17 protein-coding genes and 1 pseudogene are annotated in these 20,696 nt (G+C 46.9%); 13 read left to right on the top strand and 5 right to left on the bottom strand.

Features of this window, described 5'->3' with window-relative positions; translation table 11 throughout:
* Positions 1 to 131: 131 nt before the first annotated feature.
* The 6 genes and pseudogenes from QZ209_RS09205 (at position 132) to QZ209_RS09180 (ending at position 6,496) form a co-directional block, all read left to right on the top strand.
* Positions 132 to 914 (top strand): type IV toxin-antitoxin system AbiEi family antitoxin, encoded by a 783-nt coding sequence (locus QZ209_RS09205; protein WP_294347191.1) that lies wholly within the window; start codon positions 132 to 134, stop codon positions 912 to 914.
* Positions 911 to 1,744 carry a nucleotidyl transferase AbiEii/AbiGii toxin family protein gene (locus tag QZ209_RS09200; RefSeq protein ID WP_294347189.1) on the top strand — a complete coding sequence of 278 codons (834 nt, stop codon included), beginning with the start codon at positions 911 to 913 and terminating at the stop codon, positions 1,742 to 1,744. Before QZ209_RS09205 ends, QZ209_RS09200 begins: the two co-directional genes overlap by 4 nt.
* A gap of 208 nt (positions 1,745 to 1,952) precedes the next feature.
* Positions 1,953 to 2,381 (top strand): annotated as a pseudogene (locus QZ209_RS09195) (transcriptional regulator); the annotation flags it as partial.
* 168 nt (positions 2,382 to 2,549) lie between these two features.
* Positions 2,550 to 2,819, top strand: coding sequence for a ribbon-helix-helix protein, CopG family (locus QZ209_RS09190; protein WP_294347184.1), 270 nt, complete (start codon positions 2,550 to 2,552; stop codon positions 2,817 to 2,819).
* Entirely contained in the window at positions 2,800 to 3,084 is a 285-nt protein-coding gene (locus tag QZ209_RS09185) for a type II toxin-antitoxin system RelE/ParE family toxin (RefSeq protein WP_294347182.1), read from the top strand. The genes QZ209_RS09190 and QZ209_RS09185 overlap by 20 nt, the downstream gene beginning before the upstream one ends.
* 613 nt (positions 3,085 to 3,697) lie before the next feature.
* Positions 3,698 to 6,496 (top strand): AAA domain-containing protein, encoded by a 2,799-nt coding sequence (locus QZ209_RS09180; RefSeq protein WP_294347180.1) that lies wholly within the window; start codon positions 3,698 to 3,700, stop codon positions 6,494 to 6,496.
* A 127-nt stretch (positions 6,497 to 6,623) separates the two neighbouring features.
* Here QZ209_RS09180 and QZ209_RS09175 read toward each other — a convergent pair whose 3' ends face one another.
* Positions 6,624 to 7,004, bottom strand: coding sequence for a transcriptional repressor (locus tag QZ209_RS09175; protein WP_366515764.1), 381 nt, complete (start codon positions 7,002 to 7,004; stop codon positions 6,624 to 6,626).
* Positions 7,005 to 7,176: 172 nt separating this feature from the next.
* Between QZ209_RS09175 and QZ209_RS09170 the strand changes: the two genes are divergently transcribed.
* Positions 7,177 to 9,273: a TonB-dependent receptor gene (locus QZ209_RS09170; RefSeq protein ID WP_294347176.1), complete on the top strand. Its 2,097-nt coding sequence runs from the start codon at positions 7,177 to 7,179 to the stop codon at positions 9,271 to 9,273.
* A 131-nt stretch (positions 9,274 to 9,404) separates the two neighbouring features.
* Here the strand turns inward: QZ209_RS09170 and QZ209_RS09165 are convergent, their stop codons facing one another.
* The 3 genes from QZ209_RS09165 to QZ209_RS09155 form a co-directional block, all read right to left on the bottom strand.
* Positions 9,405 to 9,719, bottom strand: coding sequence for a DUF4282 domain-containing protein (locus QZ209_RS09165; RefSeq protein ID WP_294347175.1), 315 nt, complete (start codon positions 9,717 to 9,719; stop codon positions 9,405 to 9,407).
* Between the two features lie 351 nt (positions 9,720 to 10,070).
* Positions 10,071 to 11,375, bottom strand: coding sequence for a type II toxin-antitoxin system HipA family toxin (locus QZ209_RS09160; protein WP_294347173.1), 1,305 nt, complete (start codon positions 11,373 to 11,375; stop codon positions 10,071 to 10,073).
* 3 nt (positions 11,376 to 11,378) lie between these two features.
* Positions 11,379 to 11,726, bottom strand: coding sequence for a helix-turn-helix transcriptional regulator (locus QZ209_RS09155; RefSeq protein ID WP_294347172.1), 348 nt, complete (start codon positions 11,724 to 11,726; stop codon positions 11,379 to 11,381).
* 588 nt (positions 11,727 to 12,314) lie between these two features.
* On the opposite strand from QZ209_RS09155, the gene QZ209_RS09150 reads away from it, so the two are divergent.
* The 6 genes from QZ209_RS09150 (at position 12,315) to QZ209_RS09125 (ending at position 19,064) form a co-directional block, all read left to right on the top strand.
* Entirely contained in the window at positions 12,315 to 14,243 is a 1,929-nt protein-coding gene (locus QZ209_RS09150; RefSeq protein ID WP_294347171.1) for an acetate--CoA ligase family protein, read from the top strand.
* On the top strand, positions 14,236 to 15,246 hold the full coding sequence (locus QZ209_RS09145; protein ID WP_294347170.1) for a radical SAM protein: 1,011 nt from the start codon (positions 14,236 to 14,238) through the stop codon (positions 15,244 to 15,246). Before QZ209_RS09150 ends, QZ209_RS09145 begins: the two co-directional genes overlap by 8 nt.
* A 5-nt stretch (positions 15,247 to 15,251) precedes the next feature.
* Positions 15,252 to 16,241 carry a glycosyltransferase gene (locus QZ209_RS09140; RefSeq protein WP_294347168.1) on the top strand — a complete coding sequence of 330 codons (990 nt, stop codon included), beginning with the start codon at positions 15,252 to 15,254 and terminating at the stop codon, positions 16,239 to 16,241.
* 5 nt (positions 16,242 to 16,246) lie between these two features.
* Complete coding sequence (locus QZ209_RS09135) at positions 16,247 to 17,026, top strand: hypothetical protein (RefSeq protein WP_294347166.1); 780 nt, start codon at positions 16,247 to 16,249, stop codon at positions 17,024 to 17,026.
* Entirely contained in the window at positions 17,023 to 17,751 is a 729-nt protein-coding gene (locus tag QZ209_RS09130; protein WP_294347164.1) for an SDR family oxidoreductase, read from the top strand. The genes QZ209_RS09135 and QZ209_RS09130 overlap by 4 nt, the downstream gene beginning before the upstream one ends.
* A gap of 203 nt (positions 17,752 to 17,954) precedes the next feature.
* On the top strand, positions 17,955 to 19,064 hold the full coding sequence (locus QZ209_RS09125) for a choloylglycine hydrolase family protein (protein WP_294347161.1): 1,110 nt from the start codon (positions 17,955 to 17,957) through the stop codon (positions 19,062 to 19,064).
* A 142-nt stretch (positions 19,065 to 19,206) separates the two neighbouring features.
* Here QZ209_RS09125 and QZ209_RS09120 read toward each other — a convergent pair whose 3' ends face one another.
* Positions 19,207 to 20,460 carry a carbohydrate porin gene (locus QZ209_RS09120; RefSeq protein ID WP_294347159.1) on the bottom strand — a complete coding sequence of 418 codons (1,254 nt, stop codon included), beginning with the start codon at positions 20,458 to 20,460 and terminating at the stop codon, positions 19,207 to 19,209.
* Positions 20,461 to 20,696: the final 236 nt, after the last annotated feature.

Raw genomic sequence — 20,696 nt, 5'->3', positions numbered from 1 at the left:
TTTCGATACATTTCTGAGTTGTTGTGGTTACGGAACAACAACCTCTATTATTGATGTTTGGTATATATGAATCGGTTGACGAAAGTAACGAATAGCGTTGCTTTTCTTGATCGATTCATGTATTTATCAGTATGAATCTGTCTCAATACATAGATGGTCTGCAAACAAAAGGCTCGTACTGCTTCAGTGGGGAAGAAGTCGATGCGGTTCTTGAGTCAAGTATGGTGGCTACCAGAGCAGCCTTGCGGCGTTTGAAGCGCCATGGTGCGATTGCTGTGCCATTTCGGGGATTTTATGTGATCGTGCCGCCTGAATACCGGCAGATGGGATGCCTACCTGCAAAACAATTCATCCCCGAATTGATGGAGTATCTGAAAGAACCCTATTATGCAGGGATTCTTTCCGCAGGTGAGTTTTATGGCGCTGCCCATCAACGCCCTCAGGCATTTCAGGTTGTCACGGAGCATTCCAGGTCCGGGATTCTCTGTGGAACGGTCAAGGTGGATTTCATCAAGCGGAAAAATGCGGCTATGATGCCGACCCGAGAATTCAATACTCCGCGAGGTTATCTCAAGGTGTCTACTCCGGAGGTTACCGCTTTCGATGTCGTTGGATATCCGCATCATGCTGGAGGACTTGACAATACTGCAACGGTATTGGCTGAATTGGCTGAATTCCTCGATGCCGAAAAACTGATCGCCATAGCAGGATTGTCTCCGATTACCTGGTCTCAGCGTCTTGGTTATCTTCTCGAACTGATTGGTGAAACTGAGCTGGCTGAAGGATTGGCCTCCTATGTAGCAGAACGGAAACCGGTTTCAGCGCCGCTGTCACCGTCACGGTCATATCATGGTGTCCGGCAGAATCCGCGATGGCGACTCCTGCCAAACGAAAAGGTTAGTCCAGATCTATGATTCCTCTTGATTACATCACCGAATGGCGGCCCAATGCACCCTGGCAGCAGCTTTCCCAGGTTGAGCAGGACCTGATAATCTGTCGTGCGCTGGTTGAACTCTACAGCCATCCAGTTATAGCTGAAAATCTGGTATTTCGTGGAGGAACTGCCTTGTTCAAGCTCCATCTTTCGCCGGTGAGGTATTCAGAAGATATCGACCTGGTGCAAAAAGCGCCTGGCTCGATCGGCCTGGTTATGGATGCTACCCAGGAAAAACTCAATTCCTGGCTTGGAGAGCCGAAGCGGAAGCAATCGGAAGGACGGGTGACGCTGACCTGGCGGGTTGAATCAGAAGAGGGATTGCCATTGAAGCTGAAAGTGGAAATCAATTCAAGAGAGCATTTTACTGTCTTGGGATATCAGCAGATTCCATTCACGATGACCTCGCGATGGCATAAAGGAAGTGTGTCGATCACCAGCTATAACAGGGATGAACTGCTTGGCACGAAGCTGCGAGCACTCTATCAGCGCAAGAAGGGCAGAGATCTGTTTGATCTGTGGTATGCATCGCAGACGATTCCAGTCAACTCTGAATCTGTTGTGTCCTGCTTTCTTCGGTACATGGAACACGAAATGCATAGGGTTAGCCGTGCAGAATTCGAGATGAACCTGTTTGAAAAACTTGGCGATCCCCGTTTTCTTGGTGACATGAACCCACTTCTGACCAGTTCGACATCATGGGACCCGAAGGCGGCTGGCATGTATGTCCTTGGAGTCCTTGCTCCGCTGATGCCTGGGGAGGCATGGAAACAGACAGATGAAAAACTGAAGGATCTTAAAGAGTTGTAAGCAAGTTACAGGTGTTCGATCGTTACTCGAAAGTTGAATCGAAGCGTTCTATGTCACTACAACCAGGAATGATGTCTCAAGGTTCGTAAAAAGATGTCGATGTCTTGAAAATCTGGTCGCTTAATTATTTCCATGATTTGGCGAAACGCATGCCCATCACAGCCGGAAAAAAATCGCAGAAATAGGGGTAAAAAACAAGAGCAAGCCGCTTGAACATCCTGATCTTGTTACTGTTGCCATAAGAGTGCCAAAAGGAGTAATCTGTCTTGTTTCAGCCCTTTCTTTTCACGAGATGACCACCCAGGTTCCTCATGCTGTTTCCGTTGCACTCGAAAAAGGCGCCGAACAACCAAGAATTGATTTTCCGCCGGTGACAGTTTTTCGTTTTTCCTCGGAATGTTTTTATTCGGGTATTGAAATTTATATGCTTGATGGGATTCCGGTGAGGATCTACAGTCCCGAAAAGACCCTTGCCGATTGTTTCAAATTTCGCAATACCATCGGTATGGATGTAGTACTTGAATCGCTGAAACTCTATCAGCAAAGAAAGCAGAAAGACCTCAATGCCCTTATGGATCATGCAAAGACGTGTCGTGTAACATCAGTGATAAGGCCTTATCTTGAAGCAACGCTATGAGGATGTGAGCCCATAAACCAGACAAATAATGTGCAGAGGGATTTGTTCAATAGAGCGGTTTGGAACATTCTTGCATCATGATCGTCATTTTGGCCTGGTAAGATCGTTTCTGTATATTACACTGTAATACAATGCAGTACGACGGTAAAAAAATGAGGATCACTTATCATGCTGACTTCACAGCAAAAAGAGTCTCGGGATCAATTAAGTCTGAGAATAGCGTCAAGCACGAAGAAACGCATCGAGGCACTGGCGCAAGCCACGAGGCGGTCGAAATCATTTGTCATCGAAGAGGCCATCAATCAGTACCTTGAGCTCAATGAATGGCAGATTGAGAGCATTCAGAGGGGGATTGAAGATGTGAAGGCAGGACGGGTGATATCCCATGAGGATATGCTCAAGGAGTGGGAGGGCGACAGTGAAGGTGATCTGGACTGAGGAGGCCAGAGATCGGCTCAAAGACATTGAGGCTTATATCGTACAGGAAAACCCGACAGCGGCCAAAAAACTGGTTCGAGGGATTATTCTCAAAGTCGCAGAGCAGCTGACATTATATCCATCAAGCGGTAAGACAGGACGGTTGAGCGGTACTCGAGAGCTGGTTTTTTCCAGCCATCCTTATATTGTCGTGTATACTGTTATGAATGATAACGTTTATGTCTTGACTGTTTTTCACAGAGCTCAGAAAAAGCTTTTTGTATAGAAATGTATGCGCGTTACGGCAGTTGTTTTTGTTGATTGTTATTAATCGTTTTTGATAAAATTTTTGTTACGCGACTGTTACACGAAAAATCGGGGCGTCGATCTAAGTTATTATTATATAGTGGTTTAGATTGATGTGTTTCGATATACATGGTAGAGGTCAGAGGTTCGACTCCTCTATCACCCACCCGCATATATACGCATGAAAGCACGGTCTTCACGTGCTTTTTGTGTTTATAGTGGGGGTTTATACCCCTCATAAACAGCCTCCCTAATCCTGCCCTCACTGAAAAAAGAGCTCTCCAATAGAGATTGTTTGTCAATACATTTTGTCACGTAGAAACCGGCAAGCAACTGCTTGTAAATGTCAATGCAGTATGCTATTGGAGGCGTGATGCCGTCCTTACCGTCTAATGATCTGGTGCGCAATTGTGATTGAGGGACTTTGTTTCCTTTCGCTTTCGTGATTTCATCACTTTGATATATGGAAAGAGGAGTATTTAATGGAGTATTTAATTTATATGGTTGATTATTAACAATCCTATATCCCGATTAGTCTGTTCGCCTGTCGGGCTTGCTGCAAGCGATTTATCCATAAAGAAATAATCAGATCGGTGAGCATTAATTCAAGGCAAGATCTTATCCTCATCAAGGGCGATGATATAACGGATCAGGTATTGGGTATCGGTCTGCACGGTGAGCGTACACGGGTGACTTTCAGAAGTGGGAAAACCTATTTCTATGCCCGAAAGAACGTAGAATGGCTTTCAGAACCTATCAGAATATCGAATGAGAATAGTCATGTAGTCGTCCGCGGCAATTTGATTTTCGATATCGAAGAGGTTTTACAGTTCGGTAATTGGGTGAAAATATTTCGAGCCGCCGAAACCCTTTGCTGCCGGATTTCTGAGTTTTCCCTCCATCCTCTACAATCATCAAATGGGCATAATCCCGATGTGCTTGCCTATTTCAGGGAACTTGCCGAGACCTCTGCTCTCAGGACGGATGACGACAAGTCCCTGATTGCGATGAAATACAGACATCTGGATAAAGTTTCGGGACACAGTATTCTAGCCAGCTTTCTGCTTGCCCGGTCACCAGAATCGGGTATGGTCTCGTCGGATCTTATTTTTCCGTTCGGTTGTAATATGAGCCAGAAAATGGCCGTTGAAAGGGCGATTCAGAATTCCGTCTCCCTGGTTCAGGGTCCGCCGGGTACCGGCAAGACCCAAACCATCCTGAATCTGATAGCAAACATGTTGCTGCTTAAGAAACGTGTTGCAGTTGTTTCCAATAACAACTCGGCTACAGAGAATGTGCTGGAAAAGCTTAGGAAGTATGGGCTCGATTTTGTGGCTGCAACTCTCGGCAGCACAAAAAACAAGAATACGTTCATCGAGGGTCAGACTGATGAAGCGGTTCTAATGCCCACACTTATTCCTGAAGAGGAAGCATCTTTGCACAAGGAGATTCTCCTTTTAAATCAAGAACTTGATGATGCGTATGTCGAGAAAAACGAGCAGGCTGAATTAATTCAGCAGATTGATGCTCTTCTGCTTGAAAAGGCGCACTTCGAAAACTTCTATGAGGAGACTCAGAGAAGTGATCTATCAGTGGGGGATCGAATATCCCGGTCAAAATTATCCGCTAGGAAACTGCTGGAAGCATGGCTGTATTCTGAGAGGCAAGCGAAGCGTCAAGTGAAAACCAGTTCGCAGCCCCCTTCAGTTACTACGTCTACTTCAAACTCTCCATTGTCTTCAACTGCTTCAGCCCTTTCGGGCAGGCGAGTTGGTTTTGCTGAGAAGGTCGCCCTTCTCTTGCGTTTCGGTTTGGCAGGAAGAGTCTTTTCCCTGGTTAGCGCCGAGGAACGCATCCCCTTGTTGCAGAAGGCTTATTACGACCGCAAGCTGGCCGATATGGAAAAGAGGCGGTATCTGCTCGAGAAGTCGCTCGAAGGATTCCGTTTCGATGAGCGACTTGAAAAACTGACCGCGCTTTCAATGCAGCTGTTCAAGCACCGTCTGGCGGAACGATACAACAACCGTAAACGGGAATTATTCGAATATGATGATCTGTGGAAACAACCGGAGGAGTTTCTCGATGAATATCCTGTCATCATGAGTACAACGTTTTCTGTCATGACGTCGCTCAAGAACGGCCATATGTTCGATTGCGTCATCGTTGATGAAGCGAGCCAGGTCGATTTGCTCAGCGGCGTTCTTGCAATGGCTTGTGCAAAACAGCTTGTTATCGTGGGCGATCCAATGCAGCTGCCAAATGTATTGACCGAACAGGATGAAAAGCGAGCCAAAAAGATTGCCTTGCAATACGATCTACCGGATCATGCCAGGTTCGAACGGCATAGCCTGCTTTCTGCAGTGCGCACTGCATTCCCTCAAGTTCCGGAGACGTTGTTGCGAGAGCATTACCGATGCCATCCAAAAATCATTCAGTTCTGCAATCAGAAGTTCTATGGCGGCGAACTACTTGTCATGACTCAAGATCAAGGCGAGGTCGATGTTCTTAAAGCCTATATGACTGTCGAGGGCAGACATGCGCGAGGCACGTATAATCAGCGCCAGATTGATGAGATTATACAGAATGTTCTGCCTGAAATGGTCTCGGCCAAGCCTGAAGATATAGGCATTGTGTCACCATTTAGAGCTCAGAAAGCTCGGATGCAGGCGTCTTTGAACTCGCAGCAGATTGATGTCGATACGGTGCATAAATATCAGGGAAGGGAAAAGCCGGTTATCATCATAACCACCGTATCGAACGAATCCAATGAATTTATCGATAATCCGAATCTGCTCAATGTCGCTGTATCCCGTGCACAGGATAAGCTTCGGCTGGTAGTGTCCAAAGAGATAGCTGAGGGGAGCGGCAATGTCGCTGACCTTGTTCGTTACATCAGGTATAACAATTGCGAGGTCATTCCAGGTCGGGTTCGGTCGATTTTCGATATTCTCTATGCAGATTACAACGAGCTGCGTTTAAAGGTACTGAAAAAGCAGAAACGGGTTTCAAAATATGATTCCGAGAACCTTGTCTTCAGCGAAATCGAGGCGCTCCTCAAAGAAAAAGCATATCGGGGTTTCGGTATCGTTTTTCAATTTCCCTTGTCGATGCTCTTAAGGGAAAATTATGATTTGACAGCAGAAGAATCCAGCTATGCCACTCACCCATGGACTCAAATCGATTTTCTGATTTTTCGTAAAGTCGACAAAAGTCCCGTGCTTGTTATCGAAGTTGATGGATTTGCTTTCCATCGTGAAGGAACACGTCAGGCTGAACGAGATGCTCTGAAGGATGCTGTTCTATCGAAGTGCAGGATACCGATACTTCGCTTGTCGACAGTCGGAAGCGACGAGAAGAATCGGATCAGGAAAAAGCTGGAGGAAGTTGCATAGTAGTGAGATGCTGTGAGAAATAGGGGACGTTGTTTATCAGGTTAAATAACGTCATCATAATGATAACAAACACGGTTCCTCACAACCTTTGCATTTTCTTTCTCTGACTATTCAGAAAGCAAAAGCGTTACTTTGTGAGCTTGGCGCAAGAAGGACAAACACCGAACAAATAAATTTCGTGGTCTTCAACAATGAACCCTTTTGGTGCAGTTTCATCTTCTTTCAGGGCACATCCAGGGAGTTCAAAGGCCCGGTTGCATTTACGGCAATGAAAATGATGGTGATGTCCTTTTCCGGTACGTTCATATAATGTTCCAAGAAAAGGATGGGATATTCGTTTTAAGCAGCCGTCATCGATGAGAATTTTCAGGTTTCGGTAAACAGTCGCCTTGTTGAGGGAATTCACCTGTTTGCGTCCGTAGGTAAGCACCTCATCCACTCCCAAAGGTCTTTCATGTTCTCTGAAGACTTTCTCTATAGCCATTCTCTGTGAAGTATTGCGCCGCAAGTTTTGAACCCCCTTTTTCATGATTTTAGGGTTTTGCAACCCTTCTTGCAAGTTTTTTTCCAACACGAGCAATGCACTTGTGGTTTAATGTGTTATATGCAAATGCATTTGCAATTGCATGTATGGGCGTTGTGTCTTATTATCTAAGAAATCTTAGAAAAAAATGACGCTTATGGACAAAAGCAGAACAAGGTTTCTGTCTGCATTGGTTCTTTCGACAGCTTTCGGTTTTTCAAACCTGCAAGAATCAAACGCTCAGGAACTTCATGCAGATGAACCGTCACCATCAGTGAGTTCCTTCAATGATTTTCAACTGGAAACAATCGTTGTTACTGCTGATGCGATCGATGACGAAAAGCAGGAAATCGAGAGTGGTGAACTGAGATCGCACAAAGTGGTCGATCTTGCTGAAATTCTCTCCGACGAGCTGATCGAGGTTCAAATGATTCGTAAAAGCGGATACGGTAACGAGGTTTCCGTGCGAGGTTTCGGTCAAGAGAATATCAAGGTCTTGCTGGATGGTGGTATTCTCGAGGGAGCCTGCGGCAGCCGTAAAGATCCCTCGCTTTCGCATATCAATATTCTGACAGTGAAAAAATTGACGGTTCAGGAGGGACCTTTTGATGTAACAAAACCTGGTTGTTTAGGTGGTTACATTGATGTGGTTACCAAGAAACCCGAGCAAGGATTCCAGGGAGAGCTGCTCGGAAAAATCGGTAGTTACGGTTTTCATAGTGGCGGCTTTACAACTACTGGGGGCAGCGAAAACGTACAGTGGCTTTTTGGATACAATTTTTCCGAATCAGATCAGTACGAAGATGGCTCCGGCGAAAGGCTATGGCGTGTGAGAGAGGGTTTGGCTGCTTCGTATAATAAAGAGGGACGTGAGGCAAAGGCGTTTCAGAAACACGACATCTGGGGTAAACTTCAGTTCATGCCCAGTGAGAATCATACCGTTTTGTTGGAGCACGCCTATGGAAATGCGGATGACATTCTTACACCCCGAGTCGTATTCGATACCGAAGAAGAACTTACCAATCTGACAAAGGCGAGCTGGGAGATCCGCAATCTTGGCAACCTATCGGAGAAGCTCACTTTGTCTTTCTATCGCAACGAAGTGGATCATTATCCTTTTCAAGCTTATCGCAATGTAGCAGTACCTAAAAACAACAAGGTCGAGTCGGTGATTACAGGCGGAGCCATTCAAAATGTGACAGAGACGGATTTCGCAACGTTGATCTACGGGATCGATTGGTATCACAGGGATTGGTGGGGAGACGTCTATAACAGTCTGACAGGTGATAAGCTCAATGATTACCTGATTCCATCCGTTGCATCATTGAACATGGGCGGGTATATCAAGATTGACAGAAATTTCGATACATGGTCACTGGGGTTGGGCTTGAGATACGATCGTTTACGGCAGGAGGCCGATGAAGATCTGGTATTTACAAGTACAGTGACAGATGACAATCGCAAAGTGGACCATCTTTTCGGTGGACATATTTCGCTCAAATATTATCTGAGCGATGAGGCGATGCTTTTCACCGGTGTTGGACGAAGTAATCGAACGCCGACATCGAGTGAACGATATATTCAAGGCAACCCTGGTTTTTTCGGAAACCCCAATCTCAAGCCTACGTCAAACACCGAGTTCGACGCAGGCTTTACGTATGAGCGTCGAGGGGTGAAGTTCAAGGCAAAGGGATTCTATTCCGACCTTAAAGATTATATCTACCAGGAAAGCAGTTTTGCAGGGTATAAGAGCTATACGAACATCGATGCCCATATATGGGGCGGGGACATCAAGGCAAGTGTCGATGTCAATGATAAGTTTTCTCTGGAAGGAGGTCTCGCCTACCAAAAAGGCGTCAAGGATAGTTTTCCCGACAACAACAACGACGATGACCTGGGCCAGATGGCTCCTTTAAAGAGTAAACTGGCTTTGAATTACAATAGTGACAAAGCTACGAGGGAGCAAGAGCGCAGCTTTTACGGCACAATCGAATGGGTCCATTCCAATGCCTCAAGGGATATCGATACCGATGCCGGTGAAAAGCCACTCGAAGCATGGGATATCATGAATCTGCGCATGGGTTACCGCTTTCAATCATACAGGCTGAATGTCGGCATGGACAATGTATTCGACAAGAAGTATACGGTTGCGAACTCCTATGAATGGGATGTCATCGGTGGGACGGGTGCCAATCCGGCAATCGTCAACGAGCCGGGGAGGTTTATCTATGCAACTGTTGGGTATACTTGGTAGGTTTGTACTGATTGTAATTTAGTCGATATCAACTCGAAAGCAACTGTAAAATGAAGTTTATGGATATTTGGGCGGCACCTTATTTATGTGCCGGACTTTCCTGAGGCAAAGCTTTATTGAACAATATTCTATCAGAGCCCTTTATTCTCCTGGTTTTCAACAATTTTTGTCGTGTTCTCGGCTATACGAAATGTCGCAACCAGTGCTTCGAGAACAAGGCGGATAAGTATTGCCGTGAGAACAAATGCAAAAGGGGACAGTACTATCTTGACAAGCCCTGCTATAACATCATATCGGAGATTCGAGATTCCTGCACCGGCAAAACCCAAAGCTGATATGCCCGCAAAGACCAGACCGATGATATACAAGTACTTGACAATCTGTAGGGTAATAAACTCTTTGAAGGTGAAGTCAAACAGCTTTGAAAAAAATCCATGAGCATTCATGATAGGCCTTTTATAAGGGTTGATGCAGCTGATGATTATGGAGTTTGGAACCATAAAGCCTCTCATGCAGGCGGTCGGAATTCGGGAATTTTACCTTAACCTAAAAGATGGAGTGGCTTATTGTTCTGAAAAATTACATGTTAAATTCGTGATGGGCAAATTATACTGTGATATTTCACTGTTTTTTTTGTTGAGGTTAACGCTGTTAAATGTTTTGATGTTGCAGAGAACTATGAAGGGTATAAAGAGGGGGTGAAACAGGCTATATTCATGGCTTTTTTGACCGTCTATCCGTAAACCAAAAATCTGATCGTAAGAATCGCGATGATCGGTAGGGGAACCCTGAATGCATTATCTCACATGAATAAGGGTTTTGGTGATCTGGTCCCGTAAGCTGGACGGAACCGCTACCTCATCGGCATATTTTTTCCATTGTGCTACCGCTGCATTGATTTCGTCAATGATTTCTACAGCTGTTTTGACATTTATGGATTTTGCGATGGTTAACAGGTCTTTTTTCGCGATGTTCGTCCGTTTTCCGTTGATGCTCAAAGCATGCTGACTGACCCAACGGTGATTGGGCTGATAGGCATGGCAAACATCATAAGCTGGTGCCAGTTCCCATCTGGCGTTTTGCTTCAACCGGAACGAAAAGTTTTTGGTGTGGTCATCGCAGTTTCGGGCCGCCACATTGAACACCATTCTCCTGAACATCTGCTCTGCGTCGGGATATGGTAGTTTCAGTTCGCGCATGGTTTGAAAAAGTTGTTCATAGCTGAAACTCATGACCGAGTTGTAGTCGAAATGCTTTAGTGCACTGAATGTCTGAATGTGATGCTTCTTTGATCCGCCTTCCCGGTCGAAGCGCTTGGTCATAAAGTGTGCTCTTTCGTTTTCTTCCAGCAATCGGGATGGCATCATGATTATACCACAGGCCAGGGCCATATTATAGTATGCCATTTCAACCCTGCCGTATCCGTGAGAGGTTCCCAGTTGCACATCACTTACTCCGTCCAGCTTTAAAAGCCAATGTTCGAACCCTTTGGGGGCATTTGTCTGGCCGGATCGTACTTCTCCTGTTTTTTCGTTGTAAGCAATCACGGCCTTCGGCCTTGCGCCGCCAGCTGAAGTTCCGATCCGAAGAAGTTCCGATACTGCCTTATTAGCATCCGCATCCAGGTTGGTAGCAAAAGCTTCTTTTTTGGAAAGCATGTTTTTTGCAACATCCACCAGCGCTTCGATCTCAACGGAAAAGGTTCTTTTTCTCGCTTTCCAAACAGGTGGTTCGAACTCCAATGCACCCATTCCCCGTGTACCGATAAAGCAGAGCATCTCCACCGGATTCATGCTGTTCTGTGGGCGACCTTGCCGGGCCAACCACAGGTTGATCAACTCACTGCCATACCGGTCAGGCAGAACGTCTGCTAATAATCCTGGCAATCCTTTGAAGCTGTCCAGTTCAGGTTCGGCTTTTTTACGCAGCTTTGGAAAGACAAACGTTTTTGTCGTAGCGGATATGGGCATTTGCAGTGGGGCCAGATCCCACCCTTTTGCTGTAAATAGGGGATCATATTCAAATGTAGCCAGTCCTGCGGCATCGTCCCATGCCACAGCTCCGGCCATCTCTCCCCATATCCTGACTTCCGCTACATCCATTGCTTACCAATCATGTTTTGTTGTATCGCCGCCCTGTTTTCCTCTGGCCCGTTGCCTTTTTTCTTTCTGTATTTTGGCCATCATCAAAGGGCTGATGCTCTGTTCCACGACAAAGGCATCCATTACCTGCAGCTGGTCCAGTACCCTGAGTACCTGGATTAAAGTCGCGAGGGTGACAGTTTCGCCCCTTTCCAGCAAGCTCAACGTCGATCGGCTGATACCGGCCTCACGAGCAAGTGTATTCTGGGTTTTGTTCTGTTCCAGGCGGTGGTGTCGCACAAAAGCCCCTATTTGCCCAACAAGCATCTTGTCACTCAATGCTACCCAATTTGAGAGTGATTTATCGGTCATAATGCCGTTATTTGCAGATCAATGAATGAATTACCATTCAAATATACTTTTGGTTAGACAGGATGTCAAATTTTTTGCGTGATTTATCATTTGTTATCTTTGTTAAATGCGTTTAGTGAATTATATGTCATTCATTAAGTTGCAAAATATTTCATCAGTTATTTTGTTATTCCTCCTCCGGTTCAAAACCTTCATTGTAAAGTACGTTACAGTTGCTTCTGTTGCATGTAGCGTTTCTATTGACAGGGTTGATATATAAACCCGATATTTGCGAAAATGAATGAAATCAGGTGAAAACATGTCAGGTGTTATGGAAAGAGTAAAGAAGCAAGGTAGGTGGTGTGATCAAGCATAAAGCCGACAATAAACACAGATGTAAGTTTTGATGTCCTATAAATGACATATACCATCGACGATTATTTATATTTATAATTTATAATCTCCTGCGGAACGAAAAAGCTGTACAGTTGAGGTTAGGGCCAGACCATTTCAGGGTAAGTCGGTATGCCCATTGAGTTGGCATATCTGCGGGGAAGGATAGGCAGGAAATCAAATCTGTTTACAAAACAACGCCTACAAGCTTTGACGATGAGCAATTTTTCTTTCATAGCATGTGATTCTATAGACGTCATAGCTGGTTATATGCATGGGATGACTCAACCGTCACTCTCAGCAAGGCTTCTACTTTCAAATTCTCAAAAAACTACAGGAATAAACCGGCAACTTGCTCGGCTACTCGAGCCTTATATTCCACCTGAGCATCTGTCGGAGATCGAGGAAAAGCAGGAGAGTGACAGCAATACATTGGCTGAAACGATAGGGAATGCCGTCGGCGGGCTGCAGGAATCTGCCGGGATACCGGTATTGAATTCAGCAAAGGTTATCAGTTGCACTCAAGACGGTAGCAAGGCAGTCGGTTCACCTGAGGTAGTCGTTACCGTGCTTTTTCCATCGCTTGTGCCCCTCGCCGCTAAACTTGTTCTCGAGTGGCTCCTGTCGGTAGTTAATAATTTGCGGCCAGAACAGAGTGAACTGTCAGCAAAGCAGAGTAAAAAGCTTGATCAGCTTTTTCAAAGGCTCAATATTCTCGCTCCCGGTGGATCGAACAATATCCGTTTTATTCGTGCAGCGGATACTCTCGGCATACCTGTTATCGCTTTACCCGGAGGTGTTTTTCAATATGGTTGGGGTAAGAGAGGCCGATGGTTCAACAGCAGTATCACCGATGAGACACCATTCATTGCGGTGAAGTATGCGAAAAACAAGCTGTTGACCACTTCGACATTGAAAAGCGCGGGTATTCCTGTTCCGGAGGGAAACCGTGTGAAAAGCATGACTGAAGCTGCCTCGTTGGCCGACAGGATTGGCTTTCCTGTGGTGGTAAAACCGGCTGACCTTGACCAGGGTAAGGGGGTACATGCCGACTTGAGGACCGAAAACGAGGTTTACGCGGCATTCAAGCAGGCAAGCAAGTTATCGACGAGTATCATGCTGGAGCGTCATCATAAAGGTCATGCATTTCGTATAACACTATTTCGGGGAGAAAGTGTCGCTATCGTGAAGCGCCTGCCTGCAGGAGTTACTGGCGACGGTATTGCAACGGTGAATGAGCTTATTGAAAAGACAAATACCGATCCAAGACGCTCCTCCAGTCGTTTTTCGATCATGAAGCCGATTACAGTGGACGAGGAGGCGCGCTTGTTGTTGCAACAGGATGGGCTTCGTCTCGATTCAGTCCCACAGAAGGGGCAATTCGTCGCCCTGAAAAAGGCCGCCAATGTGAGTACCGGAGGGGATGCAATCCTTCTTGAAAAAGATGATATTCACCCTTCTTATCTCTCTTTGGTCAAGAGGGCGGCGGCACTGCTCCGTCTGGATATAGCGGCGGTCGATTTCATCACGGATGACATCGAAAAGTCCTGGCAGGAATCCGATGCCGTCATTATCGAGGTGAATGCCCAGCCACAGATGGGAACCATCCTTACTCACCTTCACGGGCAATTGCTCGGCAGCTACGTCAAGAGAAGAGGCAGAATTCCTTCAATGTTGGTTTTAGGAGCCGATCGTGGAGATGTTGTCAAGGAAGTGCGGGAATACAACGGGCGTGATCTGTCAGGTCTGGGGTGTGTTTCAAAAGACGGCATATTCATTGGTAGGGAGCGCATCGGTGACGGTGGTAAGAATTCTATTGCAGAAGCACGTACGCTCCTTATCAATCCATCAGTTGCCGGGTTGCTTCTTGCCGGCGAGCTCGAGGCGATTGCAGCCAATGGGCATGCGCTGCCATTTATAGAAAAGATAGTAATTAGCTCTTGGCCTGATGAATGGGAGAAGACGCCAAAGGAAATGGAACTGTTGAGTAGTCAGCTCGATGGTGAGATATGGCTTGTCAAAGACCATCCTCTCGAGTCAAGCGCCCTGCAGATGTTCAGCAGGGAAAACGTGCGCGTTTTCGAATCCCGTGATTCTATGATCGAAGCTTCCGTCGAGATTCTAAGTGAAGAATGCAATGATTGAGCGCGAAACTCTACAGGCGTCTGTCAACGGTCGGCCGGTATTGCGACGGGTTCAGATCGAGCCGACCAATCGTTGCAATTTCACGTGCGGCTATTGTCGACGGGCACACTGGTCCAGACCGGAGGGTGATATGGATCTGGAACGGTTTCAGGAAGTTCTGAGCTATCTGCCGGAAGTGCCTTACATCCATTTACAGGGTGTCGGTGAACCTCTACTGAACAAGGATCTGCCAGCGATGATCCGTCGAAGTCGTTTACGCGGGGCACGTGTCGGTACAACTACCAACGCCTCGATGTTAAGCAAAAAAAAGGCTAAGGCACTGCTCGATTCCGGAGTGAATCGTATCAACCTATCTGTCGATACACTTGAAGCAGCAGATTTCAGCCGTCTTCGTCCTGGAGTATCCATGGAAAAAGTTCTTGCTAACATTTCTGCCCTTGCCGAACTACGGCACAGCGGTGGCTACGAGGATGTCGGTCTTACATTTGCGCTGGTTGCGGTGCCGTCTGCTATCGAGAGTCTCTGCTCTATAATCACGCTTGCAGCTGAGCTTGGTCTTGATGAAGTTTACCTGCAGAACCTCAACGGAAGCTTTCTTCCAACCGACGATCCTGTCAAGGAAAGTTACGGTGATAGTGATTATACATACTACAATGAGGCGACGCAATCAGCACAAGTTCTTGCTTCAAGGCTTGGTATTCGCTTTCTGCCTCCGGCAATGGATGTTCCTGATTATTCATGGCGTTGCCGATGGCCATTGCATGGCTGCAACGTCACCTGGGACGGTTTTGTTTCGCCTTGCTGCTTGCAGCCTGATCCTGATGTACTACATTTCGGCAACTTGTTCGAAACGGACTTCGAGAAGATCTGGAGCAGTCCTGCTTACCATCATTTCCGTGCCCGTGTCGAAGCGGATTGCGAACCTCTTTGCGCAAAGTGTCCGGATCGTTACGGTCAGATGTGGCATCCCACTGCCAATCCGTTTGCGGAGCTTCAACCATGACCACCATGAATACAGATAGTGCCGAACAGACGCCGTTGGTCTCGATTATCACTCCAGTCTATAACCGGGCTGATTATCTCGCTGAGACAATCGAGAGTGTTCTTGCGCAAACATTTCACAACTGGGAACTCCTTATTATCGATGACGGCTCTGATACCGATGACAGCCGCCGGATTTCAGAGATGTACTGTAAACGTGATGCACGCATCCGTTATTATTATGAACCTCATGGGGGCATCAGCGCCGCACGCAATCATGGTATCACCCGTGCACGAGGAAAATATCTGGCGTTGCTGGACTCGGATGATCGCTATCTTCCCGAAGGGCTTGAATGTTTGGTTAATGCTCTGCAATCTGCGGCTGATCCGGTTAAACTCGTCTATGCCAATTTTATTAAATACTTTCAAGACGAAGATCGCTTCCAGCCTACACGGGTTCAACCTCCAAAGCCGAGGCCTGGCCTGTTTTTCCAGTTCATTCTACCGGGTGGCAATCCCGTCGCACCTTCTGCTTCACTCGCGGAACGTAGCGTTATTCAAGATATCGGCGGGTTTGACAGCAGTTTTGACGGTCTCGAAGATCGTGAGCTCTGGTCCAGGTTGGTACGAAAATATGAAATCGAACATGTTGCAAGACAGGTTGCGATTTATCGTAAACATAGCAATCAGATAACTAACCCGAAAAACCGTGCAGCGAAGCGACTGCTCAACGATAAACAGGCTTATACCTTCTTTTCCGCGCTCCCGCTAGAATCTTGGTTTCCTCAGGCAAAAGAGCCGGAAAGCCAGGCAAAAGCGCTTGAACAGATGGCCATGATTTTACTGAAACGTCAGAATCCGCCTGTTGACTCAGCACTGTATATGCTTCGTCTTGCTCAGTCAAAAAGCCCAACAGCAAAGCGCAGACTTTTTATTGCTGACCTCGAAGCTACAATACCGGTTATTCTCAAAGAGCATTTTGGCTGCAAAGAGCGCATAACTATACCAAACGTTTGACCTCTATGTCAGTTACAGATTACAGCATCACATCGGCACGACGATATATAGATTTCGTTCTGTCTCGTGGAAAAGAGCTAAAACTCCCTATTATGCCTCGGCATTGTGTTATCAGTTATGTTCCTGACGTTCTCGAACAAATGAAAAAGCTTCATGCTCATCGATCAATGAGATTGGGGCTGACCAATCCGATGCAGTTGTTTTTTTTTACTCCCGACGAGGGGCAGGCTTTTGCCATGGCTCGAGGGATGCACGGCGCTCCTATGGCTGCCGTTCAGTTGGAAGAACTTATTGCTCTTGGTTGTGAAGATTTCCTTGTCATCGGGCCGGCAGGGCACCCGACGGCGAAGGGGGAGCCGGATCTGCAACTCGGTGATTTATTGCTCGCGACATGTGCCTGGATTTTTGAAGGGACATCACCCCATTACGGGAAGGATGACCATTCCTCGCCTGCTTCACTGTCGGTGGAACGTTTACGGTCCGCTCTTGAAAATCTCGGTATTCATTTTCATCAGGGTGCAGTCGCAACGACTGATGCGCTCTACCGGGAAACCGGCGAATTTATCAAGGGATTGGTTGCCAAGGAAATTTTGGCTGTAGAAATGGAAATGTCGGCACTTTGTACGGTGTCCGGGTGCCGTGGAAAGAATTTGGCCGGACTGTTGTTCATCAGCGATCTGGTATGCTCTGACGGCAGATGGGATATCGCTCCTTCACTGAAAGTATATCGGAATGTTGTACGGCAGTTCATAGACGTCGTGCACGGGTATGTAAGACAACAATGATGCAAGATAAACAAGTAATCGTCACAGGGGCGGCATCGGGTATCGGTCTTGCAACAGCAACCCGTTTCGCCAAAGCCGGGGCTCATGTGCTGGGGTTGGACCGAAAACCCGGTGTTACGTCCATCGGGCTCGACCTGCCTAACATGAGAGGAGTGTGTTGTGACCTGACCGATGTCCGGCAGGTTACAACTGCGCTGGAGGAAGGACTTGTCAAAACGAGTGTCGATATATTGGTCAACAACGCCGGAATCAATCCGTCACCATCGAGTTTAACCGGTACTTCCGAAGCAGTTTGGCAAAAGCTGCTCGATACGAATTTGACAGCCATTTTCAGGGTGACAAAGATAGTGATGGGGTATTTGTATGAGGGTTCGATAATAAACATCAGCTCGATCCTCGCTTTTTCAGGCGCCAATAACAACGCTGCCTATGCGGCAACTAAAGGAGCGATCGTTTCGTTGACTCGTGCTATGGCCAGGGATCATGGGCCTTCGATTCGGGTTAACTGTGTCTCTCCGGGCGCTGTGGAAACGGAAATGTTCGAAGAGTATCTGAGCCGATGTGACGATCCGGTACGTGAGCGTGAAAGGATTAGGAAAGCACTTCCTTCAAAAAGGCTCGGCCAACCCGAAGATATTGCGGAAGCGGTGTTTTTTTTGGCTTCCGATGCAGCTTCATGGATTACAGGGCAGATGTTGGTGGTCGATGGTGGAGATTCGGCTTGACGGCAGGAGGAGTTATCATGCTTTCATAAGCATTTTACTGATAGTATTGTGTGATAATTGGCAGTCGTTTTTGCAGAGTTCTATATAGAATGTTCCCTGTTCCAGTGTTTTTTATTGCTTGCGTGTTGTATTTTAAAAGTACTGTGCGTTTGCTTCAAGCAAACCGCGTCTTTCCTGAGTCTGCAACTAACAAAGAAGAAACCATGCAAAACAGAAATTTCTGGATATCTGCAATCGTCGGGTTCTGTCTGCTGTTTGGTTTTCACGATCATGCCAATGCATGCACCGGCATTTCGCTGAAAAGCAAGGATGGATCCGTTGTGGTTGCCCGAACCGTGGAGTGGGCGCTAAGCGACGCCCAGCATAACAAGATTGCCATCTTTCCTCGTAATAAGACATTCACAGCATCCACGCCAGACGGATCGAATGGCAAGCGCTGGAAAGGTCGTTTCGGCTTTGTTTCCATGACGGCATATGATCAATCTTACGGGCCTGACGGGATGAATGAGAAGGGGTTGTACGTTGGTATGTACTACCTGCCGGGTTATGCGAGCTACATGAAATATGATCCGAAACAGGCTGCCAACGCAATGAGTGTCGGGGACTTCATGCAATGGATGCTGTCATCGTTTCAGACGGTCGACGAGGTGCGCAGAAACCTCGGCACGGTCGCTGTCGTGAACGTCGATGATCCACGATTCGGAGGCGCGGCGCTGCCGTTCCACTGGAAGGTCGCTGATCCTGGTGGGGAGAGCATCGTTGTTGAGTTCGTCGATGGCGGCAAGTTAAAGGTGTACGACTCTTTTCTTGGTGTTATAACGAATTCTCCGACGTATGACTGGCATCTCACCAACCTGCGAAACTACATCAAGTTAACGCCGAAGCCCAGTGAGCCTTTGAACATCGAGAATTTCCTGCTCGGGCCATTAGGGGCAGGATCGGGAATGGTCGGTATGCCGGGAGATTTCACACCACCCTCACGCTTCATTCGGGCGGCTGCACTCACGGCTTCTGTTCGTCCCCTGTCGAATGCGACCGATGCCGTATTCGAGTCTTTCCGGATTCTGGATAGCTTCAACATCCCGTTGGGAGCTGTTGTGCCTCGAAAGCAGATTCCAAAGGATATCGAGAGTGCCACACAGATAACCTCTGTATCGGATCTCGGTAATAGACGGTATTATTACCATACGATGAATAATCGCCAGGTACGAATGATAGATCTTCCAAAGATCGATTTCGAAAACGTCAAGCAGCAGATCATCGATGATGATACCGGCAGGGAGCATGTGGTTCGTGAGATTTCAGTGAAGTAAGTCAATAATAAGGGACATGATTGTAAAATTCGGTTCATAATGAGTCCGAAAAAAAACCAGCTCCTTTAAACATTATAGAGATGCCGGTTTTGTTGTCTGGCAAAAGCTCTTAATGGGCTTTCTTGCCATTAGCCAGGATCTATTAAAAGACAATTTTGGTTCTGAGTCCCCCGACAAGTGCATTTTGATTGTCTCCGCTGGCCGGATCGATATACTGAAGATCAAACGCGATGTGAAACCATGGCGTGGCAGCGAAATTGTAGAATACTTCGATGCCTTGTTCGTCATCGAAATTTACAAGCGGGCTAATGACGTTCTGAAGTTTATCGCTGAAGTTATAGTAGTAATAACCGATGCCGAATGAATCTTCAATACGGTCAGGGAAAAGACCGATTCCTCCAATGCCACCGATAATGCTGCATTGCACAGGATTGGGGTTGCCGTCGGCAATTGCTCCCTTGAGATACAGGCCGATACCTTTTCCTGGTTTTTGTGCGTTTTCTTTCAAAAGGTGTGACAATTCAACGGCGATATTATACGATCCTTTTTTTGTCGTGGTGCCGCTGCCCGAAGGAAGGCCGAGTTTGGAGTAATCGATTCCGTCTGCACTGCTGTATGTTGCTGTAAATCCAATACTTGATTGACGTCCGGCAACAGAGCCTGAACGGTTGATGCCAAAGGAAACATTGACCCCGTCTGACAATAGGTTGTCGAGTGAATAGTTAGTTGTTTGATCATTCGGATCAAAAATCATGATGGTGAAGGAGTATGGAGCGGCAGAGTGTGACAGAATGCCACCGATGATCACTGGTGGAACAACTCCACTCGGAGGGGCTGCAAAAGCTATATTCCAGAACCGGTCTGTGCCAGAGCCACCGAAGAATGGGTGACCGGAGAGGAGATCCAGTGCATTGATCTTGCCGATCATCACGTTAGATGCCTCACCTGTTCGCTGACTCAGATACATTGAACTTGCTACGAACTCGTGTGCGGCTCCTATCGGGAAGATGGCGCCAGTATTGACTGGCCAAAGGGCTCCGCCGCGAAAAGCCACGGGTGAATCACCGCGGTATTCGAGATGAGAATGTATTCCTCCGCCATCCCAGAGGCCGAGTTTACCCGTATCGACATCGAGGAGAAGATCCGCACGCGCACCGAAACGCCAGTCATCATCTCCGTCACCTTCGAACGATCCCTGATAGAAACCGGTTTGCGAGAGGTAAAAACGGACACCGTTCTCTTCGAGTGTGGTGCGTATTCCCCCCCAATCACCACCAAGATTTTTCCGTTTCCAAACCGATGTACTCTCCTCGGCAGACACCGTCAAATTGAAGAATGTTATCAGCAGGAAAACTCCTAAGGATAGCCATAGCCCTTTTCTTTCGATAGATGACATAACGTGTCTCCTTTTTTATTATCGAGTTATATCTCATATAACCCCGCTGAATGGTAGATGGTAATTGAATAAACAGGAGGTATTGTTTATTCGGTTAAAAAGAGTGGTTATTCGTTCATTTTTTTCCATATAAGGTTCGAAAAGCAAACATATGTATGGCAGGAACACCGTCCTCGATCTACGATACGCTCCTTTCTTCAAACGGTGGCTCGACTGTCAATCAGTATTTCGGCAGG

The sequence above is a fragment of the Prosthecochloris sp. genome (assembly GCA_015482705.2).
GTDB lineage: Bacteria > Bacteroidota > Chlorobiia > Chlorobiales > Chlorobiaceae > Prosthecochloris.
The sequence above is the reverse complement of the archived record's forward strand: the minus strand, read 5'-3'. Positions and strand labels throughout refer to the sequence as shown.